23 protein-coding genes are annotated in these 25,742 nt (G+C 40.1%); 5 read left to right on the top strand and 18 right to left on the bottom strand.

All coding sequences use genetic code 11. The annotated features are described in order from the left end of the window. Positions 1-2: 2 nt before the first annotated feature. Both BS333_RS19255 and BS333_RS19260 read right to left on the bottom strand, forming a co-directional pair. Positions 3-539, bottom strand: coding sequence for a hypothetical protein (locus BS333_RS19255; protein WP_021711430.1), 537 nt, complete (start codon positions 537-539; stop codon positions 3-5). Next, complete coding sequence (locus BS333_RS19260; protein WP_033004420.1) at positions 536-1,327, bottom strand: SURF1 family protein; 792 nt, start codon at positions 1,325-1,327, stop codon at positions 536-538. The genes BS333_RS19255 and BS333_RS19260 overlap by 4 nt, the downstream gene beginning before the upstream one ends. On the opposite strand from BS333_RS19260, the gene BS333_RS19265 reads away from it, so the two are divergent. Beyond that, positions 1,326-1,559, top strand: coding sequence for a DUF2909 family protein (locus BS333_RS19265; protein ID WP_033004422.1), 234 nt, complete (start codon positions 1,326-1,328; stop codon positions 1,557-1,559). The genes BS333_RS19260 and BS333_RS19265 overlap by 2 nt on opposite strands. A 115-nt stretch (positions 1,560-1,674) precedes the next feature. On the opposite strand, the gene BS333_RS19270 is transcribed toward BS333_RS19265, so the two are convergent. The 4 genes from BS333_RS19270 to coxB are packed head-to-tail and all read right to left on the bottom strand — an operon-like array spanning position 1,675 to position 5,981. Then, positions 1,675-2,559: a cytochrome c oxidase subunit 3 gene (locus BS333_RS19270; protein ID WP_021711432.1), complete on the bottom strand. Its 885-nt coding sequence runs from the start codon at positions 2,557-2,559 to the stop codon at positions 1,675-1,677. Positions 2,560-2,571: 12 nt separating this feature from the next. Next, positions 2,572-3,159, bottom strand: coding sequence for a cytochrome c oxidase assembly protein (locus BS333_RS19275; RefSeq protein WP_033004424.1), 588 nt, complete (start codon positions 3,157-3,159; stop codon positions 2,572-2,574). 21 nt (positions 3,160-3,180) lie between these two features. Next, entirely contained in the window at positions 3,181-4,821 is a 1,641-nt protein-coding gene (ctaD, locus tag BS333_RS19280) for a cytochrome c oxidase subunit I (RefSeq protein WP_021711434.1), read from the bottom strand. Beyond that, complete coding sequence (gene coxB, locus BS333_RS19285) at positions 4,818-5,981, bottom strand: cytochrome c oxidase subunit II (RefSeq protein WP_021711435.1); 1,164 nt, start codon at positions 5,979-5,981, stop codon at positions 4,818-4,820. The genes ctaD and coxB overlap by 4 nt, the downstream gene beginning before the upstream one ends. A gap of 372 nt (positions 5,982-6,353) precedes the next feature. On the opposite strand from coxB, the gene BS333_RS19290 reads away from it, so the two are divergent. Then, positions 6,354-8,048, top strand: a complete 1,695-nt coding sequence (locus BS333_RS19290) for a phospho-sugar mutase (RefSeq protein ID WP_021711436.1) — start codon at positions 6,354-6,356, stop codon at positions 8,046-8,048. An 81-nt stretch (positions 8,049-8,129) separates the two neighbouring features. Here the strand turns inward: BS333_RS19290 and BS333_RS19295 are convergent, their stop codons facing one another. The 3 genes from BS333_RS19295 to BS333_RS19305 form a co-directional block, all read right to left on the bottom strand. After that, positions 8,130-8,549 (bottom strand): GNAT family N-acetyltransferase, encoded by a 420-nt coding sequence (locus BS333_RS19295; protein ID WP_021711437.1) that lies wholly within the window; start codon positions 8,547-8,549, stop codon positions 8,130-8,132. An 89-nt stretch (positions 8,550-8,638) separates the two neighbouring features. Beyond that, positions 8,639-9,271: a LysE family translocator gene (locus BS333_RS19300; protein ID WP_021711438.1), complete on the bottom strand. Its 633-nt coding sequence runs from the start codon at positions 9,269-9,271 to the stop codon at positions 8,639-8,641. A 150-nt stretch (positions 9,272-9,421) separates the two neighbouring features. Next, entirely contained in the window at positions 9,422-10,039 is a 618-nt protein-coding gene (locus BS333_RS19305) for a fumarylacetoacetate hydrolase family protein (RefSeq protein WP_021711439.1), read from the bottom strand. 205 nt (positions 10,040-10,244) lie between these two features. Between BS333_RS19305 and BS333_RS19310 the strand changes: the two genes are divergently transcribed. Then, positions 10,245-11,084 (top strand): DMT family transporter, encoded by an 840-nt coding sequence (locus BS333_RS19310; protein WP_021711440.1) that lies wholly within the window; start codon positions 10,245-10,247, stop codon positions 11,082-11,084. 55 nt (positions 11,085-11,139) lie between these two features. Here the strand turns inward: BS333_RS19310 and BS333_RS19315 are convergent, their stop codons facing one another. From BS333_RS19315 to BS333_RS19360, 9 genes are all read right to left on the bottom strand, one after another. Then, positions 11,140-12,222 (bottom strand): hypothetical protein, encoded by a 1,083-nt coding sequence (locus tag BS333_RS19315; RefSeq protein WP_033004426.1) that lies wholly within the window; start codon positions 12,220-12,222, stop codon positions 11,140-11,142. 20 nt (positions 12,223-12,242) lie between these two features. Beyond that, positions 12,243-12,806 carry a fimbrial protein gene (locus BS333_RS19320; protein WP_021711442.1) on the bottom strand — a complete coding sequence of 188 codons (564 nt, stop codon included), beginning with the start codon at positions 12,804-12,806 and terminating at the stop codon, positions 12,243-12,245. Continuing rightward, a complete protein-coding gene (locus tag BS333_RS19325; RefSeq protein WP_033004428.1) occupies positions 12,799-13,338 on the bottom strand; it encodes a fimbrial protein in 540 nt (179 codons plus the stop codon). The genes BS333_RS19320 and BS333_RS19325 overlap by 8 nt, the downstream gene beginning before the upstream one ends. A 19-nt stretch (positions 13,339-13,357) precedes the next feature. Further along, positions 13,358-14,053: a fimbrial biogenesis chaperone gene (locus tag BS333_RS19330; RefSeq protein ID WP_227739137.1), complete on the bottom strand. Its 696-nt coding sequence runs from the start codon at positions 14,051-14,053 to the stop codon at positions 13,358-13,360. Positions 14,054-14,120: 67 nt separating this feature from the next. Then, positions 14,121-16,601 (bottom strand): fimbria/pilus outer membrane usher protein, encoded by a 2,481-nt coding sequence (locus tag BS333_RS19335; protein ID WP_021711445.1) that lies wholly within the window; start codon positions 16,599-16,601, stop codon positions 14,121-14,123. A 156-nt stretch (positions 16,602-16,757) separates the two neighbouring features. Continuing rightward, positions 16,758-17,303: a fimbrial protein gene (locus BS333_RS19340; protein ID WP_021711446.1), complete on the bottom strand. Its 546-nt coding sequence runs from the start codon at positions 17,301-17,303 to the stop codon at positions 16,758-16,760. 1,241 nt (positions 17,304-18,544) lie between these two features. Further along, complete coding sequence (locus BS333_RS19350) at positions 18,545-19,072, bottom strand: fimbrial protein (RefSeq protein ID WP_050568037.1); 528 nt, start codon at positions 19,070-19,072, stop codon at positions 18,545-18,547. A 593-nt stretch (positions 19,073-19,665) separates the two neighbouring features. Beyond that, positions 19,666-20,013 (bottom strand): hypothetical protein, encoded by a 348-nt coding sequence (locus tag BS333_RS19355; RefSeq protein WP_021710795.1) that lies wholly within the window; start codon positions 20,011-20,013, stop codon positions 19,666-19,668. Positions 20,014-20,122: 109 nt separating this feature from the next. After that, entirely contained in the window at positions 20,123-21,397 is a 1,275-nt protein-coding gene (locus BS333_RS19360) for a peptidoglycan DD-metalloendopeptidase family protein (protein WP_021710796.1), read from the bottom strand. A 622-nt stretch (positions 21,398-22,019) separates the two neighbouring features. Here BS333_RS19360 and BS333_RS19365 point away from each other — a divergent pair. Together BS333_RS19365 and BS333_RS19370 are read left to right on the top strand one after the other, a co-directional pair. After that, positions 22,020-23,381, top strand: a complete 1,362-nt coding sequence (locus tag BS333_RS19365) for a YjiH family protein (protein WP_021710797.1) — start codon at positions 22,020-22,022, stop codon at positions 23,379-23,381. A gap of 418 nt (positions 23,382-23,799) precedes the next feature. Continuing rightward, a complete protein-coding gene (locus BS333_RS19370) occupies positions 23,800-25,671 on the top strand; it encodes a methyl-accepting chemotaxis protein (RefSeq protein WP_021710798.1) in 1,872 nt (623 codons plus the stop codon). The last annotated feature ends 71 nt before the right edge of the window (positions 25,672-25,742 follow it).

Raw genomic sequence — 25,742 nt, forward strand, 5'->3', positions numbered from 1 at the left:
CCTTAGCCAACCCGTGACAGCTTAAGTAGCTTACGTAAATCAGACAGCATATCTTTATTTAGTTGAACCAAGTCATCTTGACCTAAAGTGGTATAAGCCATTACCAACTGCCCTAACGGATCAACAATAACAATTTGCCCGACATGTACCTGTTGAGACAAACGTTCATTCATTTCCATTACGGCTATTGAGTCATTGAGTTTTTGAGTGTTTTCAGATGCCCAAATAATAGGGATAACGCGTTCCTGATATTTTCCTAAAGCAATATGGCTCTGCTTAATTAAATGAAGCTGCTGCTGACAACGGTTGCCGCACTGAGAAGGAAGAACATAGGCTAATTGCCAACCTTTTTTGATATAAGGAGAGGCTTGTCCTAATTCGGTTAAGGTGGTGTATGGTTCGACTAACTTGCCTCGATTTGTTGCTCCAGGTTGGTACCAGCCTTGACTCAGTATCAATTTAGCAATAATGACGGGTAGAACAAATAAGCTGATCAATGCGATTAAAGCAAATCGCCCTTTTGTTACTTTAGATATCATGCGTCACCTCCTTGTGAGCGTATACTAAGTATCCAGCGAAATAACACCATTAGGGTTATCAATAAAAACACCCCTGCCATTACAAACCATTGAAAAGAATAGCCAAAATGTTTTGCACTGGTCATAGGAAGTGGATTCCATGGAAATGAGTAAGGCCAAGATTTGAGATTATCTGGCTGAATAACAAACGGGGCTAAATCAATATTGAAGCTCTTAGCCAGTTGCTTAATATTCAAGTTTTGTATGCGGACAGGGTTACCCTTTTCTGCCATCAGATCTGAGCTTAGAGGGTTGTTTGACTTTTGATAGGTGCGACCTGTAATGAATTGCTCTTCTTCGAGTTCAATCACTTTCGGCAATGCTTTTCTTGATACGAGCCCTTCAACGAAACCAAGTTCCAACAAAACCAATGGATTCTCAACCAATGACTGCTCAGAAGGCAAATTCACAGCATTGATTGCCACAATTTGATAAGCAAGGTAACCCACTTTTCCAACATAAATCTGATTATCCAACAAAATAATAGGGAACTCTTGTGGCAAGACTTGTGCTTGAACTTTAATCCCTTGAAAAGGATTTTTACTTTCACTATGACTTAACAAGGCCGAGATATCTTGATATGGCGCTTTGAGCTTTTGTTCCATCGATTGCTCCAAGGCTAACTTTTCATTACCTCGATCTAGCTGCCAGATGCCAAGTTTGACCAATGCTAAAAACACAGCCACAGTTAAGCAAGCTGCTACCCAAAAGCTGGCAGACAAAGCTAACCATGAACCGGGAGATTTCATGTCCATCGCTTTTTTATTTAAAACAACGTTGGTTTTACTGCTGCTTTTTATCATATTCAACCTCGCCAAAGCGTTGATCGAAATGGTTAAAGACAACCCAGAAAACAGTGAGAACAGTAAACCAATGAGTCATTACCTTGGACGCAGAGTGATGTTTTCTGCTCTCGTGATACTGCTTCTACTTTTTGCTCTAAGTGCTGGCTGGATCTCACCGAATCCCAATCCGTATTAGTCATTCCATTTATATCAGCTCAGCAATGCGTATTTTAGTGGCTCTTACTTTAGAGATGCATGCCATTGCTTTATCTAAAATTTACCTATATTACAAAGACTTAAGTTACATACACTTAGATTACATAGACAAATACAAATAAACATAACCAAACCACATCAACGAAATGCCAATACCAGCTCCCCGCTTGAAATGCAAAATGATTGTGAGGAGAGAAGTGATCTTTCGCAATCCTCGACAATAGAATAAGCAAGAAGATGGCACCAAGACACACATGCAACCCATGAAACCCGGTCAACATAAAGAACGTATTACCGTAGATTCCAGATTGAAGAGTGAGCCCCATTTCTTGATAGGCATGAGCATATTCAACATATTGGTAATAAAGGAAGAAGCCTGCAAGTACGATGGTAAGCTCTAACCAAACAATCAACGCTGTCCGCTTATTTTTTTCTAAACTGACATGGGCCATATGTAACGTAATGGATGACAGCAAAAGTAAAATAGTATTCATTAGCGGGATACCATTCCATGGCATCGCTTCTGTTGTCGTCCCATCTGGTGTCGAGGTTAAAGGCCAAATAGCCTCAAAATCAGGCCATAACACTTCGTGTGTCATAAAATTATTATCAGCCCCGCCCAACCAAGGCACAGAAAGGATTCTGGCATAAAAAAGAGCACCAAAAAATGCACCGAAGAACATCACTTCTGAAAAGATAAACCAACTCATCCCCTGCCGAAATGAGCGGGTAATTTGTGCACTGTATTTACCCGTTAATGATTCAGTAATTACATTACTAAACCACCCAGCTAAAATATAAAGCAAAGACAGCATACCTAAAATCAGAATGATTTTACCAAAGGTCCCTATTTCACTTTCCGCCTGAATGCCTTGGACAGTTAAACCAGCACCAACCGCAATCAAAAAAAGAGCAAAGGCAGCGACAATAGGCCAACTACTTTGTGCAGGAACATAATAACTCTCGGGCTTGTTACTCATAAAAATCGCTCCTTACAGACGAATTGTCTGGGGCTCGCTCCTCAGAAGGCTGACTAGAGATGCTTGGTCAGACTGAGGGGGAAACTTGTAGAGTGTGTAAGACAAGGTCAACGTATGAATTGAATCCGGCACATCAGGTTCAATATAAAAAATTAATGGCATACGTGCTTGCTGCTTGCCTTCAAGAGGCTGTTGGTTAAAGCAAAAACATTCAATTTTATTAAAATAAGCAGCCCCTAAGCCAGGAGATACCGAAGGGACAGCTTGGCCAATAAGCGCTTGTTCACTCTGGTTAAATGCAAGATATTCTGTTTGAATCACTTCGCCAGGGTGCACATTCATTGAAACTACGCTGGGTTCAAACTCCCATGGTATTTCCGGTGTAATGTGGGCCATAAACTCGACTTTAATAGTACGCGTGCGGTCAATTTTCATTCCTGTAGGTTGGATTGCTGCAACATCACTGGTTTTACCGTTGATCCCAAGTGCATCACACATAACGTCATACAGAGGGACTAAGGCGTAGCCAAAGCCAAACATCAAGGCGGTGGCTAAAACCAGTTTGACGGTTAATTTTTTGTGGGAGGCTTTGGCTTCCATATCCTTCACCTTACTCTGCTTTTAGTCGATCTTTGGTGGCGTTGAAAAGGTATGATATGGCGCAGGACTCGGCACCGTCCATTCTAGGCCTTCTGCATGCTCCCAAGGTTTGGCTGGTGCGGGCTCCCCACCTCGTATGCACTTGATCACTACCCATAAGAAAATGAGTTGAGACAAACCGAAGGCAAAGCCACCGATTGAGACAATCTGATTCACATCGGCGAATTGAATTGCATAATCTGGAATACGACGTGGCATGCCTGCTAACCCTAAGAAATGCATCGGGAAAAATAAGAGGTTTACTGAAATAATTGAACACCAAAAGTGCCAAAGACTCAGCCTATTGTCATACATATGCCCTGTCCATTTAGGCAACCAATAGTAGGCTGCTGCCATAATCGAGAAAACGGCTCCCGATACCAAGACATAATGGAAGTGAGCGACGACAAAGTAAGTATCATGATATTGGAAGTCTGCAGGGACAATCGCAAGCATTAGGCCTGAAAGCCCACCAATCGTAAATAAAACAATAAAAGCAATGGAAAACAGCATGGGTGTTTCAAACGTCATCGCACCACGCCACATGGTTGCGACCCAGTTAAAGACCTTCACTCCGGTCGGGACCGCTATGAGCATCGTACAGTACATGAAGAACAGTTCTGCAAATACAGGCATTCCCGTTGTAAACATGTGATGCGCCCATACCAAGAATGACAACAGTGCGATGCTGCAAGTGGCGTACACCATGGAGTGATAACCAAAAAGCTTTTTGCCAGTAAACGCAGGAATGATCGCAGATATAATGCCAAACGACGGTAAAATCATGATGTAAACTTCTGGATGCCCGAAGAACCAAAAGATATGTTGGAACATGACAGGGTCACCGCCACCAGCAGCATCAAAAAAGCTCGTGCCAAAGTATTTATCAGTAAGCACCATGGTTACGGCTCCAGCCAGTACAGGCATGACAGCAATCAATAAAAACGCGGTAATCAACCAAGTCCATACAAACATTGGCAGCTTAAACCAAGTCATACCAGGCGCTCTCATGTTGACGATGGTGACAATGACGTTAATCGCTCCCATAATCGAGCTGATACCCATAATATGAACAGAAAAAACAAACAGTGCTGTACTATCGGGGCCATATGTAGTTGATAACGGAGCGTAAAAAGTCCAACCGAAATCCGGCCCGCCTCCAGGCAAAAATAGCGAGCCAATCAAAATCAAAAATGCAAAGGGAAGAATCCAAAAACTTAGGTTATTCATGCGAGGCAACGCCATATCTGGAGCGCCAATCATCAATGGGATCATCCAGTTAGCTAATCCAGTAAAAGCAGGCATAACCGCGCCAAATACCATAACCAGCCCATGTACTGTCGTCATTTGATTGAAAAATTGAGGGTCAACAAGTTGCAAGCCTGGTTGAAAAAGTTCGGCTCGGATGACCATCGCCATCGCCCCACCGATAAGAAACATCGCAAAGCTAAACCAGAGGTAAAGCGTACCAATGTCTTTGTGGTTGGTAGAATATATCCACCTAGCAAGCCCTTTTGGTGCATCATGGTGGTCGTGTTCATCTTCAATAACCATGGTTGTGTTCGCACTGGTTTGTGCGTCAATAGGCGCAGACTTAACCGCAGGATCGATTGGTTTACTCATATTCCCTCCTTGGCACTTTCCTGTGCTTTAAAGGCATTGATATCAGATGCTTGGACCGTCTCACCAGTATCATTACCCCATGCATTGCGTTGGTAGGTAATAACAGCAGCGATCTCTTTATCACTGAGTTGATTCGCAAATGCCTGCATAGCGGTACCAGAACGACCATTCACTATGATATCAATATGATTTTCGACAGGCCCTAACGCAATTGCACTTCCCTTAATAGCTGGAAAAGCGCCTGCAAGCCCTTCTCCGTTGGCTTGATGACACACCGCACAGCGCGCAGCATAAACCGATTGTCCTTCTTCCATCAATTCTTCCATAGAAAGCTCCTGTGTTAGGGAGGCTTTTGCGGCGGCTTTTTGTAGCGCGAGTTCTTGTTTTTTCCCTTCCAGCCATTGATCGAAATCATCTTCTTCCATAGCGTGAACTACAATGGGCATGAAGCCATGAGCTCGACCGCATAGTTCTGCACATTGGCCTCGGTAAACACCCGGCTTATCAATTTTGGTCCATGCCTCATTGATAAAACCAGGTATCGTGTCTTTTTTGACAGCAAAATCAGGCACCCACCAAGAGTGGATAACATCATCCGAGGTCATGAGAAAACGAACTTTACGGTTAATAGGCAATACTAGAGGGTTATCAACTTCAAGCAGATAATGCGCACCTTTTGCTTCGATGCCATCGATTTCTTTTTGGCTGGTGGCCAAGAGACTAAAAAACTCAACATCTTCGCCAAAGTAACTGTAGTGCCACTTCCACTGTGAGCCAGTGACTTTGACCGTCAGGTCTGATTGCGTTGTATCTTCCATTGCAATCAAGGTTTTCGTTGCGGGTATGGCCATCGCGATTAAAATAATAACGGGGATGACCGTCCAGATTATTTCAACTTTGGTGCTTTCATGGAAATTCGCCGCGACAGCACCTTTCGACTTGCGATGACGTAAAATAGAGTAGAACATCAACCCAAACACAATCAAAGCTATGGCACAACAAATATAGAAGATAAGCATATGCAATTCATAAACTTGTCCACTAATCGCTGTCACACCTTTGGTCATGTTGTATTCATTTTGCTCTGACCAACTGGACGAAGAAAACGTGATAAAAATCACATTCATCAATAAGGCTAGAGTAGTTGCTAATCTTTTCAAAAGAACTCTCCCCTGTTCTCTCGCCGTGTACTAGCGAGCTGCTTTGCTTCCTGATGCAAATATCGAACAAATTTAATAAAATTCGTAGAAACTTATGATTCACCACCTTTTGTTGTATTTATGTTAAAAGGCTAGTAATAGTTCTATCTTTCTTCAAGGTATTTGATGTGAATAAATTCTCAAATTAGGGGCTTTTCTTAGCCATTTACCGATGTACAACTTTGAAATCTAACTGAGAAACATTTACATTAAGTAGCCTTGATGGTGTGGGTAATGATGAGGGCTGTTCACCTTCGTAATTCAACGAGATTTGAAGAAAAAAGCTCTTCCCTACCTTCACCGATGTTGCCAATGACTAAGGAAATCATCACTATGACAATGCAGACAACACTATGGCTTGCAAGAGATCCTGATCCCAAAACACGCGAAGAGCTTCAGCAACTTATCGATGCTGGTAATGAAAGTGAATTGCAAGATCGTTTCAGCTCGCGCTTGGCTTTTGGGACCGCAGGGCTTCGTGGTAAAGTAGGTGCAGGACCAAATCGCATGAACCGCTTGGTGATTCAAGAAACGGCGACTGGTCTCGGCCACTATCTGATTGAACAAGTACAAGACGCACCCTCTCGTGGCGTGGTTATCGGTTACGATGGTCGGCCAGATTCGAAACAGTTCGCACACGATACGGCTTCCGTACTTACTGCTTTAGGCATCAAGGTTTACCTAACCTATAAAGTAGCAGCAACACCCATTGTCGCTTTCGGTGTTCGTGAGTTAAATGCAGCAGCAGCGGTCGTCGTAACCGCAAGCCACAACCCACCAGAGTACAATGGCTTTAAAGTATACTGGGAAAATGGCGCACAGATTATTCCACCGCACGATTCTGGTATTGCCGCAAAAATCGATGAAGCAACAGCAAAACCGCTTCCTCTAATGTCACTGGACGATGCGAAGCAAAAAGAGTTGTTGGTATGGCTTGAAGACGAGTACTACCAGACGTACCGTAATGCAATCAACGATAATACCCTGCTAACACCTGACAGCAACACAGATATCTCGATAGTTTACACCGCGATGCATGGTGTCGGTGCAGAGATGGCAGAAACATTACTCGCAGATGCTGGCTTTGAAAAAGTGGCAAGTGTTCCAGATCAGCGTGAACCGGACGGTATGTTCCCTTCCGTAAACTTCCCGAACCCTGAAGAAGCTGGCGCAATGGACATGGTTATGGCACTGGGTAAATCTGTCGACGCTGACATCGCCTGTGCAAACGACCCTGACGCGGACCGCTTTGCTGTGGCGGTAAAACGCCCAGATGGTGAATACCAAATGCTAACAGGTGACCAAGTGGGTTCATTGTTCGGTGATTATTTACTACAAGTTCAGCCAAAAGCGCTCGTTGGCAATACCATTGTGTCTTCTCGCCTATTGAGCAGTATTGCTAAAGCACACGGTGCAGAATACTACCAAACGTTAACGGGCTTTAAATGGCTGACCAATGTAGCTATGACAAAAGAGACAGAAGCAAATCCGTTCCTATTTGCTTACGAGGAAGCTCTTGGCTACACCGTAGGAAACAAGGTATGGGATAAAGATGGCTTGTCAGCACTGGTCGCTTTCTCTCAATTGACAGGAAAACTGAAAGCACAAGGCAAAACGCTGTGGGATAAGTTAGAAGAGCTATATCGCCAACACGGTTTCTACTTCAACGCACAACGCAGTATTGCACTTGACCCTAAATCACCACCAATCGGTGACAAACTGCGCGCAACCCCACCGAAAGAGATCGCGGGTAAACGCATTGAAGTGATCGAAGATCTGAAATCATCACTTCGCTTTGTTACTGATGGTCCAACAGAAGCGATTAACTTACCAGCGAGTGACGTACTGGTTTACCACCTAGAAGACAAATCACGCGTGATTGTCCGCCCTTCCGGTACCGAGCCAAAGTTGAAGTGCTACTACGAAGTCATCAGCGACTTCCCTGCTGAGATGGATTACGCGCAAGCTAACCAAGCTGCGGAAGCGAAGATGAACGCATTGATCGAAGCACATCAACAAAGCTTGTAATTCGAGTTTAAAACATTGATTCTGGAAAACAGAAAAAGAGGCGTATCGAGCGCCTCTTTTTTTTGTTTAATTCAAACCAAATCAAGCAATCTGTTTTTGCAGGAAATGTTTATCAATGCCTGCTGCTGGGTAACCTGAATACTGCCCTACTTTTTCAAAACCCAATTTCATATAAAAATCGAGTGCTTGAAAGCTGTACGTATCGAGGTACAAATGCGTTACTCCACGCGGTTTCACTTGTTCTTCCAGTAGAGCGATCAGCTTGCTTCCCAACCCCGAAATGCGTGCCTCTGCATCTACCCAAAGATATTCAACGAACACGGTGTTATTGAACATCTCTCCCGTGAGTCCTCCAATCACTTTGTCCTCATCATTACGAGCAAAACAACCAATGGCGTCTACATCACCATCCGGTAAATACATGCGGTTATATGCTCGGATGCCATCACGGATAAAGTCGAGATCGTTTTGTTCTGGTTTGAGTTTAAATTCAAGTTTCATACTGCCACTCCTTGGAAATCAGTGTGATATTAAAACAAAAAGCCAGCAAGTGCTGGCTTTTGTATAAAAATCTGATTTCTTCCTACACGTTACATTACAAAGCTACTGAGCATCCACACCGCGAGAATAACGAACACCACCCCCATCACTTTACCTTGGTACATACGGAATTTTTCATTTTCCAATAACCCTTTCCCTAATGTACCCGCCAGTGCAACCAGCAAGATGTTAAATAGCAAACCCAGTACATTTAACAACAGACCAAGCGCAAGCATTTGCTCACCCGAAGATGCAGTAATGTTGCTAGAGACAAACTGAGGTAAAAACATGACAAAAAAGACTAAGGCCTTAGGATTGAGCAGATTACTCATCAATGCACGCTGATAGTAGGTCAACGCCATTTTATTTTCTTTCACTAATTCAGGAGCTAAAGAGGCTTCTGATTTCAAACAATCCCAGCCCATTTTCAGTAAGTAGGCACCGCCAAGCAGGTGTAACACCTTAAGAGCAACAGGGCTCATTGCGATTAATGTCGACACCCCCATTGCTGCCAACATGGTCAAAATAATACCCGATGTCGCATTACCTAAACTGGCAAATAACCCTACTTTTTTACCGTAGCTCATACTTGAACTAGCAATCAATAACATATCAGGGCCAGGTAATAGAAGCAGAGCGATTACTGCGGTGAGATAAACTGGAAGTATCGTAAAATCAATCATTCTTTTGCCGCCTTTTATAACAAGCAGCACATTTTATACTAATACTTCTATTACAACCAGACTAAAAATAAAAGACACAAATCACTTTAATTGGAGCTGATATTAGGAGTGATGTTATTAAAGACGCTCTAAGTAAGCCACTTTAGCAAGTTAAACAGCAACCCATTCGACTTCAAGTAAAGTAACCTCGGCGCATTTTAGACGACCAAGAAACACATCCCCTTTATGAACTTCACCGACTCCCTTTGGCGTCCCCGTCATCACTACATCGCCATCTTCAAGTGTTGTAAAAGAACAGAGTTCATTGAGAATGGCTATGGGGGGGTAAATCATCTGTTCTACATGCCCTTTTTGCACATGAACGCAGTTAATCAGTAGCTCCATATGTAAGTCATTAACATCAAGGTCCTCTAAGGGAAGGAAACGACTAAATACTGCTGAGCCATCAAACGCTTTAGCACGTTCCCAAGGTAACCCTTTTTGCTTTAACTCTGTTTGAGTATCTCTTTTGGTCAGATCAAGGCCAAGGCCTACCGCAACGTATTTGCCTCCTTCAATCAAAAAACAGATTTCCGTTTCATAATGCAGAGCAGTTTTTTGGTGACTTGAATACAACGTTGGCGAAATAGCAGTAGCAGGTTTATTGAATACCACCATTTGATCTGGCATCAAGTTATCGAGTTCCTTGATATGCTCTACGTAATTGCGGCCTACGCAAACAATTTTGCTCGGTTTGATCGAGGTGTCGTTAAGATGAATGCTTCCCATTACTGCTCCCTGTAAAACTGACTTGTAAACCTACACTCAAGCGCTCTGTAATGCCTCAATCTAATACAACATTATTAATGGGCTAAGAAACACTTTTTGTTGGCTAACCTACAATTTAGAACGTATGATTTCAACCATAATTCCTCCAACATACAGATCTTGGACAATAGTGTTGAATCATAATCCCATTCAAGGAGCATCTTGGATGCTCACCGCAGGTTTTGCGTTTGCTGTTGTAAATAGCTTAGCTCAAATCGCAAGCATCCACTTTGGTGTGACCTCCACGGCATTTGCTCTATTTCAATACGGTATTGCTCTATGTGCGATACTGCCTTATTTAGCATCACTTGGTATCAAGCAATCTTTACAAACTGAACATCTGGGGCTGCATATTGTGCGTGTTTTCCTCGCAGTAATCGGCATCCAATTATGGCTTTGGGCATTAGCTTACCCTGTTCCCATTTGGCAAGGTATCGCTCTTTTAATGACTTCCCCACTTTTCGCGACTATTGGCTCTGGTTTATTCCTAAAAGAAAAAGTTGGCGGGGCGAGATGGATTGCAACCATAGCTGGCTTCATTGGAGCCATGATCATCCTTGAACCTTGGTCTGATAGTTTTTCATGGGCATCACTCCTCCCTGTTGGTGCTGCATTCTTCTGGGCATGCTATGCATTAATGGTCAAGAAGCAATCTTTAAAAGAGCCCCCACAGACTATTCTCGTCTACCTTTTTTTACTCATTACCCCTTTTAACATTCTGCTTGCAATACCGTCCTTCGCAGTACCGCAAGAGATTAATGTATGGGGGGTCATTCTTGTGGCAGGAATATTAACCGCGCTAGCACAGTGGGCAGTCATTAAAGCTTACGCTGTTGCCGATGCATCTTTTGTTCAGCCTTTTGATCATGCCAAGCTGCCGCTCAATGTCTTAGCTGGATGGATAGTATTTGGTTGGGCCCCCCCGGGAAGACTTTGGCTTGGAGCGGCGATCATTATTGCTTCGATTGCCTTTATTACCCATTGGGAGTCCAAAAAGACAAAGTAAATAAACTACAAGCTACTCAAAGGTATTAAAAACATTCGAGTAGCTCCAAGATTCACTATTCAATATTGATACTCAAAACAGCATTTCCGGTGAATGGACCAGTGGCTGTTGCTCCCTCGGAAGGTTCAGTGAAGAAAAACCTTGAGTATACGCCAATAGTACCTTTTTGCATTGTAAAAGAGCCTTCATTATAAGAGACATCATTATAAGTAAAAGAAACTCTACACAAACCTTGCTGACCACAACTAAAAAAGTTTTGAGGCGAGTCGAGAGGCGAATTGTTTAAACTTTTCGCTTTCACATGAATAGTCGTATTTTCTTTACAGCTGATATGTAAATTCTGAGTATCAGACTTGTGGCCATTAGCGCTATTATTTGCAGGGATACTGCCATGATCAAGATGTATCTCGCTTGGACTGAATTCACATCTATTTGTTACGCTTAAATGAATATTTGCCATTTGTATATTACTATAACGTTGTACGTAGCTTATTGCCTGTTCTGCGTTGATAATACCTGATGAAAGATACTTATTTTCTAAATAACCGTAGGTATAATCGAACGAAAGATCATATTCTCCACCGGGAATATGTGAATTTGCTGCAAGGGACAGCCTTAGTTCGACATCCGGCATCCAAAAACGTACGTATTTATAGTCCACACCTGTCTCAGTACAGTCACCTGTAACTCCATCGACAGTATGTCCAACAAGTATCCAATCAGCCCCTCCATCACGTAACTCAAAGCCTGGAGGAGGAATGAGCTGTGTCTCTATCGTCACATTACTACCAATTTCCTGAAACTGAAGTCTCTTAGGTATTTTTAAAACAGCCCATTTAGTCTGCGCTCCTTGTGAATAAGAGGTTGGATAATTCGACAATTTTACATTTAATCTATCAGTCGGCTCAGCAAAAAGAGAAGTACCACTTGCCACCCAAAAACCATCTCTATCAGAACTTGGGTTTCCGACAATAGTCACAGATGTTTCATAACTGTTTCCTTGTATCAGATCTATGTTTAGTACAGGCATAGGGCTACTCGTCGCCCAAAGTACCATACAAGAAGGAGCAACTGGCGCTGCAAATAAACTTACACTACCCAAACATAAAAAACAAAATACGATAATATTTCTCAACATAAATCCACCGCTATAGCTATTCAAAAATAAAAAACATCCAGAGTAGCATGCGCATAAAAACTACCCGCTTCTAATGGTTTACTATCACGATTGTATAGTGTTGATAAAAAAGTAAATAAAAATGAACCATTACCATTTTCTGACATACCATCAATCAAAGGGCTGCCATATTGCCCGCCTTTACCTGATCCGATTAATAACTGAGTATCTCTCGTATCACCCTGCCAAAGTTGGATTCCAAAACCATCGTAGTTTTGCTCAGATGAAAGTGACGCCTTCAGAATATTTTCATAAGATTCAGGATTCCAATTTAATGTCTCCCCGAGCACCTTAATAAATACCGAAGTGTAAGGCGAGCAAGAAACAGGGATTGTGGTTAGAATAGCAGCATCATCAATTTCATTGACATTGACCGTCTTAAAATCAACTGAAATTGTATTTCCATTATTAACAGTGCAGGGAATCATAAGTAAATTACCTGTTACAGTAATTGGAATGTCATCTGCTCTAGCGCTAGAGTTTAAAGAAGACAAAAATAATAATAACCCCATTGCCATTACATTAGATATTATTATTTTACTCATAACGCACCTCGAATGTTGCTCTAGCGGAGTAGTTATCAGCAACAACACTTTTGTTTTCTAAAGCATCAGGGGTACTTTTAATAAACGCTGAGAAATTTACAGTTATATTTTCGTCATTTATCTCAATGGGATACCCAGAGTCACCCTCTCCAATTGTGACTAACTCACCTTGTTCATCAAGAACTCCAAGACCTATCTTGCCTTCATTTTGACCGGAGACTTTGAGGTATTTGTGCTGTAAATTACCCATGCCTTCTTCAGTTTCACCATTGAAATAAATACTTATTGCGCCAGCTTGATTAAGGTTACAGTTTATAAGCTTAATTTGAAAAGGCATTTCAACTGATTTACCAGGCAGATAATTCATATTTAATGCAGGTATATCACGTAAAGTGACATCTATATCAGAGTTGTTGGGATCTATTATACAAGGCGAGTCCAGCAGCTCACCTTTAAAGTTCATATCAACTGCAAATGAATGAAAAGAGAAGCTGAATAAAAACAGTGATATATAAGCGTTGAAACGTATCATACTTTTCATACCTAAATATTTACTTCTTAACCTTACAGGTTTTTCTTAAGCAATTAAATTCTAAGACCTTAGTTCCACCCCAATCATTGATATAAGAAAGATAGAATTGCTTGCCTAAATTTTTATCTAAGAACTTATCACTTTTAGGTTCAATCATAAAAGGTTTGAAGTCATAACTGTTTTGTTTATCTGCTGAGCCAGAAACACCAATCACAGAGATATAATAAGGAGTAGGGTTTTTTATAACATAACCCTTAGCTTGTGCTTCACCAATCAATTCCTCTTGCCATATATAATTTTTTCCTGGCAAGATCGATTCAGGTCGATAGAAAAATTTTATTTTTGTTTGAAGAGCGATCTGGAGTGAATTACTTTGATCGCTTTTGGGTGGAACTTCTCTTAAGTTAAAGTAATATAATGACTCTCTATCTGTGGGTAAGTCTTTTATTAAATTTGACTGTGAAATACGAACTGAACTTTTCTGACCGGGTTCAATTCTCTGAACCATAGGAGAAACAATAAAAGGACCAATACGTACTTTATTGAATTCACTGTCTTCCAGCCAAGACTGTGCAAGATAGGGAGATAATTCATTATCATTTTTGACAGTCAAGGATATGGCTTTTTTATCACCGGGAAAAATCACTCGGGTTCTATCCAGTGAAACCGCAGCTAAGCAAAGTCCTGGTAAAGTAGCCAGAATAGAAAAAGTCATTAGCTTCTTCAATTTACTGTTTATCAACAACATAACTTTTTCTCCAATTTAAAATTCTTAATAAAGATTATAAGCATTTAAGGTGAATAACTTTATTCACATCAACTGATTCAGGGGTTTGAACATGACATTGTTGGCCATAAAAATTAACCGATAAGGTTTGACTTGCCTCAAACCCAGTCGCCCAGACAATGCCATCATCACCAATAATCCCTAACTCTAAACCTTCTTTATCGTTCAAAGTCGCTCCGAATGGAGCTACTCCGCCATCTTCAAGCTCGATCTCAAGAAAAGCTTTATGGCCTTTGATTACTTTGATACTGCGATAACCAATCGCTCCCTCAGTTAAAATAGTTTCAGTATGCGGTTGCTTAGCATCTAAAGTATCGGGCAGTTGACTCATATCAACGGAGTGGTCCTCAACTCTATAACTGGATATATTCGAAATAACCGCAAGACCTTGACTGTTCGTTTTTGTGTTTGAGCCACTAATAGGAACGTCTTCGTAGCCATTTGTATCAATAATCAATCGAGTACTACCTCCGTATCCGCCAGAGTTAGCAGCGAAACCGTACTTACTGAAAGTTAAGCCACCATCAAGAGAGGCACCAACAGAAAGATAATCGTCTTTCACATAGTTTGAGTTGAGATTTACGCCAGTGTAGGGCAAGTCATAACTCAAGTAAGTACCAAACGATTGTGCATTTTCTCCATCTTCAACCTGATTATATCCAGCTCTTAAGCTGTAGTTACCTTTTGAATCGGCTAAACGGCCACTATAAGTGACATTATGAGTAATCATTTCATCACGAATATTAGTGTTGTAACTCACATAGCCAATGTCCAAAGGTATCGATAAGTTAAAGAAGTAAGACGTTTCGTACTTCTTTTGTTTATTCATACTTATCAATGTACTACTTTCTGTCAGTGAGCGGGTTGCACTCAAATTAGCTTTTATGTATTTAATTCCAAATGCGTCAAAAGAAGTGCCTAACGAGATATTGTAACTTTCCGCACTGTTGTCGTCCCAGTATTGAAAGTTTGAGTATTGAACTGATATTGAAGAATTCAACACATCAATATTATGGTTGATATTTGCGCTTATAATGCTTTTGGTATTGTTGTAAGCAATTGAGTTATCTAGGTAACTGACTAGATCGGGCAAACTGTAGTAATTTCTATCAAAAAATTGATAGCCACTAAAATTAATGCTTGTATCCAATTCGCTAAAGTTTTTGGCATAGGCTAGTTTGAAGGAGTTACCCGTTTTGTCATTATCAGAGTTATCAACTTCTGCGTTAGACGTTAGCATATCTAAAGAAGCGGAACCTAAGGTGCCAAGATTAGTACCAAAACCAAAAGCCCAAGACCTATAATCCTCAGACAATGTTGTACCAGTATGTAGGGTAATATTATTACTGTATCCATACTCTATCTCAGCCGTCACAAAGCTGAGATCGTTGGATGAATCCTGTGCTACATCAGTTTTACCTGCATTAAGGCTATAGTTAAAAGTTCCAGGTCTCAATAAGTATGGTATGGTGTCGGAGCCAACAGTAAAAGAAGCAACATCCCCATTTTGCTCAATCACTTTTACATCAAGGATGCCTTGTACTGAGTTGAGATCATTGATCTCAAATTCACCCGCAGCAACATTGGTTTCATAAATAAGGTATTTACCACGATAAACTTCAACTTTTGCGTTTGTTTTAGCTATACCTTGAATTCGTGGTGCATAATCACGAAGTCTTGGAGGGCGCATTCTCTCATCGCTTTTTAAGGAGATACCCGTAAAACTGTAAGGTTGAAATATTTCACTACTGAGAAAGCGCTCACCGATAAAGAGTTTTGAGTTGATGGGGCCTAATGCGCGGTAGGCATAAATTTGCTGAAAGTCTATCCCTTCAGAATCAATATCAGAGCCAGCAATATCACCGTTATAATTCGCTCGTATTCTCCAAGCGTCAAAATTAAGCCCTGCAGTGCCAGACACTGAGGAGGAGTAAGTATCTTTTTTATTTTGATTAGAAGTGTATAAACTGTTTATTCTATAGTCTAAAGTAATACCGTTTATCCCTTCATCCCAGTGTTTATAGGATAACCAACCTCTTTCTGAATATTCCAGTTTATTTTTGTCAATATTGATGTTTATAACTTGTTTATAGAGATCAATATTGTAATCAATAATTGGTAATTTATTGATATTCAGGCAGGATTTCTCTTTAAATTTTTCGATAATGTTTGAATTATTTTTTAAGCCAATATTTTTGATTGAATTCTGATCTAAACAAGGAAATGTAGCACCTTCACCATTATCAATTTCTTTTACTTCAACATCGACTGGCGCAGTACTAATACGCTCACCATTAACCAATAGTTTAAGAGTATAAAGCCCTGGAAGTATGTAGCCCTCGTTCGAGAATCTTTCAAAGTTTATTGCTGAACGGTCATTGGCATCAATAAAATCTAGGTTGAACTCAGTAGCATTTGCAGCCGCAACAAAAAAAGTTGATAATACAATGAGCTTTTTTCTAGTGTACAGTTTCATTATTTACCATTAGACCTAATAAAAAATAAGCAAAAAACAACATTATTAATAGTAGACAAAGTGCAGACGTTTTGGTGGGTTTTTCTAAGGAAAAGCAGTTTCTAAAAACACAAAGTGTAAGGGAAGAAGTACCGACTTCTTCCCTTAATTTCAACTTTATTGGTAAGTTAGTGTGAAGGTTGCTTCTGTATTAAAGTCACCTTCTGTAACAGTACCGCCGTCTGATTTTGCAGCAATTGCATAAAAGTGCAGTGTATTCATCCAGCTATCTTCACCAGCGCCGAAATTACTTTCAATTGCTGTATCCATTTCAACAGGCTCTTCGCTGTCAGTGAACATTTTTACTACTACGTCACCAGCATCGCCACGTGTTAGAAGTTCGTCAGTTTTACCCTGAGCAGTACGACCGTTAAAAGTAATGCTTACCTTGTTCTGAGCACCGTCTTCATTTGATATCTGACAGTTCACTAATTCGATTTCAAACTCTTGACGTTCAGACTGACCGCCAGCATTTAAATTTTCAAGGCCAATTTGACCAAGATTTACATTTTGATTTAAAGAGTCAGCAGAAATACCACATGGAGTATCTGTTACTGCACCTTCAAAATTAATGCGACCAGGCTCAGCAGCATTTACCATTGCGCCAGAAGTAGCCGCAGTTACTGCCATAGTAATAAGTAGTTTATTAAATGAAGTTTTCATATTTAATATCTCGATTGTTTAGATTAATAATTCATTAGGCTGCTTTAGCCCGTCGGTATGGAATATATTTTCCATATCTTAAGGTGCATTGTCAATGAATGTTATTTTCAACTCATAAACCAAAAAAAACAAATCATCACAAACTAAAAACAAAAACTAACAAAGCCATGACACACTTTAAATAAATAACAGTGAGATGCATTACTGTATACATTAATTTCAATCACTTAGATAACAAAAATCATATATAAAAGCAGCCAAACGTAAAATAGAAATCTTACTTAAAGCTCACTTTTAAATAATCTATTGACATATAAATCACAAATAAATATTAAAAACTTTGCTCTACTAGTAAAAATTAAAATTTATTCTTTGATATCGAACTAAGATAGCAATGATGTTAAAGCATAAAAGTTAACAGTTAAAAGTTAACAATCTAACTATTATGATTAATAAAATAATTAGATTGAAAGTATGTCTAGGTAACATCAAACAGTTTTTAGCTTCTGTAAATTACAAAAGTGGAAAGTAACTATAGCTTTAATAATTTCCCCCTATAGCTAGAGAAATTATCTTAAACGTTGGTTTTATTTCTGGCTAGATAACTAAAAATACAACAAGTTGAATATCTCACACCTTTAAAAAGATTAAAATATGAGAATTAGGAGGTAAGATCTCTACACCCATATGACTTCAAACAGCTATGTTTCGCAAACAACCTATGGAAGAATGCAACGATAAAGCCTTTGAGAAATAAAAATAGCGCATAAAGCACTGCGAAATCACAAAGAAGATCAGAGGATATATGACTAAGTGACTTCAAGGTGCTTGGGTATATACCCAAGTAACCTCAAGATACTGTGTTCAGCGAGATGACCTTATCTCTCAGGCGCGGCAACGATTCGGAGATATAGTCGTTCTACATTGAGAATCGTTAACAAAGTATGAGAGTTAAGGTCACTCGCCCTTTGGGAGCGTGTCACTGAGCCAACTTCTTGCGTCAGACAACCGTTCTTCTAACAAAAAATGAAATAGAATACTATTCCGCTTCGTTGTCTTACTTGAATTCAACTCAGTGACCTCGCTCTGAATCAAGCATCTTGAAGTCACTTGGGTATAAAGGAAGATGTATTTTAAAAGAGGAATCAAACTTGAGGGAAGGCATTTTAACTACATCACCCCAGGATGCTAGATTTAATACATCTTGGGGTGACTTGGGTATATCTTAAAAAAGTATCAGCTTACTCGTAGCGAAGTGTAAAAGTAGCTTCTCCACTAAAATTACCGTCAAGTACACCGTAGATACCCGTTCTCTTTGCTGCAACAGCATAGAAATGTAGTGTATTCATATAGCTATTACTAGGACCAATTTCAGTCGGATCTAGCTCTTCACCTAATTGGATTTGCTGCTCACCTTCGGTAAACATTTTAATAACGACGTCACCAGCATCACCATGAGCGAGTAACTCTCCATGGTTCTCTTCTGAAACATCACCTCTAAAAGTGACTGCCACTTTATTTTCATTTTCAATTTGGCAATTTACTAGTTTGATTTCAAATTCTTGACGTTCAGAATTACCGCCATGCATTAAGTTTGCACGACTCACTTGGCCAAAGTCCACCGTTTGATTAAGAGAGTCTGCAGAAATTCCACAAGGAGTATTGGTCACCGAACCCTCGAAGTTAATCTTTCCAGGTTCACCTGATGCATTTACCGTAAAGCTTGAAATTGCAGCACTTACAATTGTGGAAATCAATAATTTATTCATTAACAATTTCATTTTCAACTCTCTAAAAATAAGTTAAACAATAATTTTTTAGAGCGATTAAGCTCTTTAAATATGCAGCTTATTTTCTACATATAAGATGTATTGTCAATGAACCTTATTGATTTAAACTTACCCTCACCCCCTACATTTACTACAAATAAAAAACATTTCTTTACACAAACATGACAATAACAACAAAAAGAAAAAACAAAAAAATCCCCGTCTCATACATATCAATAAGTTACATTCTTTAAAATCTGATTCGCTCAGCTCACTCAAAAACATAACCCTGACTTTGCATATCACTTATAACAAATAAATCACAGATATATTTTTAGTCTATTGCTCTTTTAAGATTGAAGGTGAGTCCCTTGTACAGGAATAGCTAAGGGGATAGGCACTTTTAGGTAGCTTGGGTATAAACAGCTTTAACGAAGTGTCGTGGATCTAAATTGAGGAAAGGTGAATTATGATTGATAAAGTTCTGATCCAAATTAAAAGATGAACATCAGCTATCAATGCTTTTATAACCACGTAACCTCAAGGTACTGTGTTCAGCGAGACGACTTGAGGTCACTTAGATATTGGGTTAATTACCTTTTAGGTTGTTGATAGGTTTTACCTGCAGATTTATAGGTGTCTTTGGGCTTTATTTCAAAAAAAGTCTCGAAAAACCATGCAGCAAACTTAATTAGGGGCTCACCTTCATTCATTACATGCTCAACAAACTCGGTTTCCTCACCTGATTCGTTATCTTGCATGGTAATATGGTAGATTCGCTTCTCACCTTCGGCTTCTGCAAGTCCAAACTGCCCTTTAAGAGATTGTGCAGCAAGTGCGACTTCATCTTCTGAACATTCGCCTAAAAAGCTCAATGCTTCAACAAGCGTCTCTTTTTGGCAAAGCTGTTTAAGTAGAACTTCAAATTCGTTTTGTTGCATCACGTCACCTACAATTATTCATTAAGTCGGTATAAGACTGGGTAAAATTCACAAGGAATAAACGATGCCCAAGTAATCTTAAATTACTTGGGCATCGAGCACTTTAAAATTATTTTACGGCACTTGCGATCATTTTATCGAAGTCATCACGACGTTTTGTAAACTCTGTCATCTTCTCTTTAGGTACAGAGCTTGCCATTGGTATTTTTGCTTTCATAGCATTAACAGCTCGACCATATTCGAGCAATTCGTAGTGCAAGTGGGGGCCCGTAACTCGACCACTCCTACCGGAGAGACCGAGTCGTTGGCCACGAGAAACTTTCTGGCCTTTTTTGACCAAGATTTTGCTTAAGTGTAAATAGCGAGTTTTATACTTATTATTGTGCTCTATAACGACATAGTTCCCTGCATAAGGGTGGCTACGTGCAATAATGACCGTTCCGTCTCCCGTAGCAGAAACCGCAGTCCCGGTGGGAGTCGCAAAATCTGTACCGTTATGAGGCGCCACTCGACCGGTTACTGGGTGTAAACGTCGAGGGTTAAAGCCCGAGCTAATTCTCCAGCTCCGGCTGACAGGGTAACGCTGAAAAGCTCTTTGTAAACTCTCACCGTTTGCATCATAGAATTGGCCATCAGAGCAAAGATAAGCCGAAATTTCTCGATCGCGATTGTAAATCTTAATCGCTTCAATCTCGCTTTTACCCGTACTAGTACCATCGATCGTTTGTGTTTGACGTACTACGGCAAATTTATCTCCAGCCCGCAAATCTTTAGAGAAGTTGACTTTATCTTTAAGTAGATTCACGACCTGGCTAATTTCTGCAGAATTTAAACCCGCTCTGTTGGCTGAGACTGAAAAACTCCCCTTAACAACCCCACCTAGAGGCTCTTGGTGCCATACACCGGGAATAGAAATATCTGAATAATCAAAAGTTCCATCGCTGTTACGCTGATAGATGATTCGATCTGCAAGAGTAAACTGGAGTTCCATCTTTTCCAATTCACCGGTTTGTTCATCACGCCAAAATCGTAATATGTTGCCTGGCCTTAGTGTATCTAGTGCCAATATATTTAAATCAGCTTCCATTACTTTCATTAATGAACTGTAACCAAAACCTAATTGACTAAAAATTGCGCTTAGGTTATCCCCCTTTTGGATCTGATACTCCATTTGTGGGGGGATAACAATATCCGATTCCTTGGCTGAGTAAATCTCTGCCTCAACTTTCGTATCTGGAAGGTTTAAGGCGATCGTTTTTGTCAGTCCTGAATCTTTAAGTGACTGAGAAACACCAATACTAATTGCAAAAAAAACAGGCACTGAGTACAACAACATCGTTTTACGATTGGGTAACCATCTCGTTGCCATTTCATTTGTAAACACGGAAATTAATACCTAGTCATTAACAGGACACATAGCTTATGCATTCTTGCACCAGAAATCACGCCTAATTTATGACTTTATATGAATAAAATTAGAATTTGTTTCATTATAGAGATAAAAATCACTACTGTTGCATATAAAGGTTATTATTTCGCCACCGGAATAGTAATGAAACTGATTGATTAGAATCTACAGACATCGCCTGAGTTCCAAAATGTTTCAAAACATTCAATGAGGCTTTACCATCACTACCTGAGTTGATAGTAATCGCCTGGATCTGCTATTCAATGTGCAAAATAGGATCAAATAATTATAAATGGGCAACGATCACGTTTATTAGGTATTTTCTTCGTCTAATCACACTGTTAATAATAACCGACTGCACAAAACACACAATATGATACAATTCTCTAACAAAATTAGAACTTTTGCCTACTGTATCTTGAATTTTTCACTTCAACAGGCATTAAAATCTGAATAAGTAGATATGTTTACTGAATAGTATTGCAATTGACAATGTTTATCGGTAATCTCCGTTAAACTTTGATTGATGACAGATGTTTAGTGAATATTTATGTATTTATATATGGCAAATATTGACTAGAAGTAACACGAGAAACCTATGCATAACAAGACTAAAGCAGAAGCTCCCAAAAGCAACTTTTGGATGTTTTTCATCCCATCTTTAATTGGATTGCTTCTCTTTTTGGCACCTATCTCTTATGAAGGTGATCTGACGATTCCTGTTGCTATAATGGCAAAGCTAATCCCAACTTTACTTGGTGACAGACTCGTTACTATTATTACGATCATTATTGCCTTTATGGCATTTTCCTCTCTCGCTTGTGTCATCTTTAAACCCGCCGCAATCCTTCGAAATGGCTTCCTTAATGGCCTTTTCAATCCATCACCTTTGTGGTTGATTGTTCGCTTGATCGGCGGTACCGCAGTATTAATGACATTTTTCCAAGTCGGACCAGAATCTGTCTGGGAAGAAAATACCGGAGGTCTTGTTCTCACTGGCCTATTACCAACGCTTTTCGCGGTATTTATTTTTGCTGGGATGCTACTACCACTTCTCCTCAACTTTGGTTTACTAGAGTTATTTGGTGCCTTATTGAGTAAAGTGATGCGACCTATATTTAACTTACCAGGCCGAAGTGCTATCGACTGTATGGCATCCTGGCTAGGTGATGGTAGCGTTGGCATCTTGCTGACAAGTAAACAATATGAGAATAAATTTTATACACAACGAGAAGCCGCTGTTGTAGGCACCACTTTCTCCGCGGTTTCAATTACATTTAGTTTAGTTGTCATTGCTCAAGTTCAATTGGAGCACCTTTTTCTGCCCTTCTACGGTGCTATATGTCTTGCTGGTGTTGTTGCCGCGATTATCATCCCCCGCCTTCCTCCACTTAGCTTGAAAAAAGAACATTACATTGATGGTACTGAACCACAAAAACAGTTAGATGCTGTTCCTGAGGGTCACACTGCTTTCTCTTGGGGTATGGACCTTGCTCTTAAACGTGCCGGACAGGTCACTTCATTGCGTACCGTACTAAAAGAAGGCGTTCATAACGCAGTTGATATGGTTTTTGGCGTTTTACCCGTTGTGATGGGGCTTGGTACCGTTGCCTTGGTGATTGCAGAGTACACTTCAGTATTCGAAATCTTAGGTAAACCATTTATCCCATACTTGGAGCTATTGCAAATCCCAGAAGCTGCAGCGGCTTCACAGACCATTGTTGTGGGTTTCGCAGATATGTTCATTCCTGCTATTTTGGCAGCATCAATCGATAATGAAATGACACGCTTTGTGATTGCAGCCATGTCAGTAACTCAACTGATTTATATGTCTGAAGTGGGTGCACTGCTTTTAGGGAGTAAAATTCCAGTTAATATCTTAGAACTTTTTGTGATCTTCATCTTACGTACTTTAATCACGTTACCAATTATTGCGGGTGTTGCTCATTTAATCTTCTAGTCCCCCAAAATGTTGATTGAGGCTCTGTTAAATACAGGGCCTTTTTTACATTTCTCTTTGTTACACATATCTTTATAAAAGCCATCAATCAAATACTTAAGCGCTGATACAAAAGCTGCACAGTCACTCACCAACATTTTTAATGTCGACTTGTTATTTTTATTGTTGATATAAAATTCAATATCAGATTGGTAAAACTACAGAAGCCTCACAACTTATATAAAAACGTCAGATTTTATTCGTATTTATCTCTCAGGCAGGGCAAATTATGTTGAAATTTGCCAGTATATCCCGTGCTCATATCTTAATTACACCAAAGTAAATAAGGTATGACGAATAAAAACAAAGCGATCAGAACTGTTGAATTCATCCTTCGCTGTTATATTAAATCAGTCTGGTGACGCTAGAGGAAAAACTTATGAAATTTAGGCACAAAGTTGTCACCGCTTCTTCAATTCTGTTATTGATTACTGTTATGCTCTTGTCAATCAAGCAAGTCATGACGATTCGGTCTCAATTGCAAGAACATATAGATAAGAGTGTCGATCAAATTCTAACAAGTGTCAGTAACACCGTTGAGTTAGAAATGAATGCCAAAAAAGACTTGGCACAATCATTCACAGATATATTAGCCATTAATCCTCTTGATCGAGAGCATGTAAGTGCCGTGTTAGAAACACCAAACGCTAAAGATAACTTTCGTGCAGCTGGATTCGCTTATGCTGACGATGGTTTTATGATTGAGAATGATTCGATTTGGGAAGCTGGAGCCGATTACGACGCTAGGACAAGACCGTGGTTTACTTCCGCCAAAAATGCTGGCAAGCTGACATTAACCCAACCTTACATTGATCTTTCATCCAAGGAAATGATAATTTCCATTGGTTCCCCCGTCAAATTAAACAATCAGTTTGTTGCTGCCATGTTTTTCGATATAGAATTAACCGCTTTGGCTGACTTGGTAAATCAAGTTAACCTATTCGATGCAGGTTACCTCTTTCTCGTCACCAAGGAAGGCATGACGATTGCGAATCCAGATGACAAATACAATGGTGAGCAACTGTCTGATTACCTGCCACAAGTTCAAGTCAAATCAGGTATTCAACACATTGAAATAAACGGCACACCATTTATGCTCAACTTTAAATCAATACCAAATGAAGGTTGGTTTGTTGGGGCAATTATCGACGAGAATATTGCTTACTCTGCGGTTACCACATTAAGAAGTAGCGCTATTATTTACTCTCTTATCGCAATCGTTGCTTCCATTTTTGCGCTTACCCTCTTGATTCGAATACTTATGCGGCCGCTAGACCAACTAAATCAGGCCATACAAGGTGTCGCAACGGGTAGTGGAGATTTAACACAGCGACTTACAACTCAGACTGATAAAGAGTTTTCGCAACTCGCTAAAGGTTTTAATTCCTTTGTGGAATGTCTCCAGAAACAGATCATCGACTCCAAAAAGCTGTCTGCCCAAATTACCCAAGGTACGGAATTAACCGTTCAGGCATCCAACTGTGCGGTTGAATCCATCCAGACACAACAGCAAGAACTAGAACAGTTAGCCACTGCGATGCAAGAAATGTCAGTAACCGCAGCAGAAGTCGCCAATAGTGCTCAGAGTGCTGCGATTGCTGCAAAACAGGCTGATGAAGCCACATCTGAAGGGTCTCTTGTCGTTGCTGAGTCAACACAAACCATCGATTTACTGTCAACGAATATTGAGCAAGCGGTTGAAGAAGTAAGAGGTCTAGAATCAGCAACAGCAAATATTGAAACTATTCTGAAAGTTATTAATGATATTGCTGAACAAACTAATTTGCTCGCTTTAAACGCTGCAATTGAGGCTGCTCGAGCAGGTGAGTCGGGTCGAGGGTTTGCCGTTGTAGCTGATGAAGTTCGTACACTAGCTCAACGCACCCAAGAGTCTACGACCGAAATCCGTCATATGATTGAGAATTTACAGTCTGGTGCTTCTTTAGTCGCTAATGCTATGCAACAAAGTAGAAACAGTGCTGCGGAGGCCGTAGACAAAGCTGAACATGCCAATCAATCTTTACTATCAATTCACGAAGCGATTCAGCGTATTACCGATATGACCGTGCAAATTGCTTCTGCCGCTGAAGAACAAAGCCTTGTCGCTGAAGAAATCAACAATAACACGGTTAATATTAAAGATCTTTCCAATAAAGTTTCTGACTCAGCCAATCGGACCAATCAGGCTATGCAAGCCCAGCATAAAAACGTTGCTGAACAAGACGAGATTTTAAATCGCTTTATTGTTTAATCGCAGAGCTTGCTGCGTAGCTTTATATTGTTTTCTATATATTAGTGACCACGCTCTGAATAGTGACATCG

This window comes from Vibrio azureus, assembly GCF_002849855.1.
GTDB lineage: Bacteria > Pseudomonadota > Gammaproteobacteria > Enterobacterales > Vibrionaceae > Vibrio > Vibrio azureus.

What these genes read in the sequence shown, in the direction of transcription:
- BS333_RS19255 (WP_021711430.1), bottom strand. Translation starts at nt 539, where the DNA reads ATGATATCTAAAGTAACAAAAGGGCGATTTGCTTTAATCGCATTGATC.
- BS333_RS19265 (WP_033004422.1), top strand. Translation starts at nt 1,326, where the DNA reads ATGTCCATCGCTTTTTTATTTAAAACAACGTTGGTTTTACTGCTGCTT.
- BS333_RS19260 (WP_033004420.1), bottom strand. Translation starts at nt 1,327, where the DNA reads ATGAAATCTCCCGGTTCATGGTTAGCTTTGTCTGCCAGCTTTTGGGTA.
- BS333_RS19270 (WP_021711432.1), bottom strand. Translation starts at nt 2,559, where the DNA reads ATGAGTAACAAGCCCGAGAGTTATTATGTTCCTGCACAAAGTAGTTGG.
- BS333_RS19275 (WP_033004424.1), bottom strand. Translation starts at nt 3,159, where the DNA reads ATGGAAGCCAAAGCCTCCCACAAAAAATTAACCGTCAAACTGGTTTTA.
- ctaD (WP_021711434.1), bottom strand. Translation starts at nt 4,821, where the DNA reads ATGAGTAAACCAATCGATCCTGCGGTTAAGTCTGCGCCTATTGACGCA.
- BS333_RS19290 (WP_021711436.1), top strand. Translation starts at nt 6,354, where the DNA reads ATGACAATGCAGACAACACTATGGCTTGCAAGAGATCCTGATCCCAAA.
- BS333_RS19295 (WP_021711437.1), bottom strand. Translation starts at nt 8,549, where the DNA reads ATGAAACTTGAATTTAAACTCAAACCAGAACAAAACGATCTCGACTTT.
- BS333_RS19300 (WP_021711438.1), bottom strand. Translation starts at nt 9,271, where the DNA reads ATGATTGATTTTACGATACTTCCAGTTTATCTCACCGCAGTAATCGCT.
- BS333_RS19305 (WP_021711439.1), bottom strand. Translation starts at nt 10,039, where the DNA reads ATGGGAAGCATTCATCTTAACGACACCTCGATCAAACCGAGCAAAATT.
- BS333_RS19310 (WP_021711440.1), top strand. Translation starts at nt 10,245, where the DNA reads ATGCTCACCGCAGGTTTTGCGTTTGCTGTTGTAAATAGCTTAGCTCAA.
- BS333_RS19315 (WP_033004426.1), bottom strand. Translation starts at nt 12,222, where the DNA reads ATGTTGAGAAATATTATCGTATTTTGTTTTTTATGTTTGGGTAGTGTA.
- BS333_RS19320 (WP_021711442.1), bottom strand. Translation starts at nt 12,806, where the DNA reads ATGAGTAAAATAATAATATCTAATGTAATGGCAATGGGGTTATTATTA.
- BS333_RS19325 (WP_033004428.1), bottom strand. Translation starts at nt 13,338, where the DNA reads ATGATACGTTTCAACGCTTATATATCACTGTTTTTATTCAGCTTCTCT.
- BS333_RS19330 (WP_227739137.1), bottom strand. Translation starts at nt 14,053, where the DNA reads ATGACTTTTTCTATTCTGGCTACTTTACCAGGACTTTGCTTAGCTGCG.
- BS333_RS19335 (WP_021711445.1), bottom strand. Translation starts at nt 16,601, where the DNA reads ATGAAACTGTACACTAGAAAAAAGCTCATTGTATTATCAACTTTTTTT.
- BS333_RS19340 (WP_021711446.1), bottom strand. Translation starts at nt 17,303, where the DNA reads ATGAAAACTTCATTTAATAAACTACTTATTACTATGGCAGTAACTGCG.
- BS333_RS19350 (WP_050568037.1), bottom strand. Translation starts at nt 19,072, where the DNA reads ATGAATAAATTATTGATTTCCACAATTGTAAGTGCTGCAATTTCAAGC.
- BS333_RS19355 (WP_021710795.1), bottom strand. Translation starts at nt 20,013, where the DNA reads ATGCAACAAAACGAATTTGAAGTTCTACTTAAACAGCTTTGCCAAAAA.
- BS333_RS19365 (WP_021710797.1), top strand. Translation starts at nt 22,020, where the DNA reads ATGCATAACAAGACTAAAGCAGAAGCTCCCAAAAGCAACTTTTGGATG.
- BS333_RS19370 (WP_021710798.1), top strand. Translation starts at nt 23,800, where the DNA reads ATGAAATTTAGGCACAAAGTTGTCACCGCTTCTTCAATTCTGTTATTG.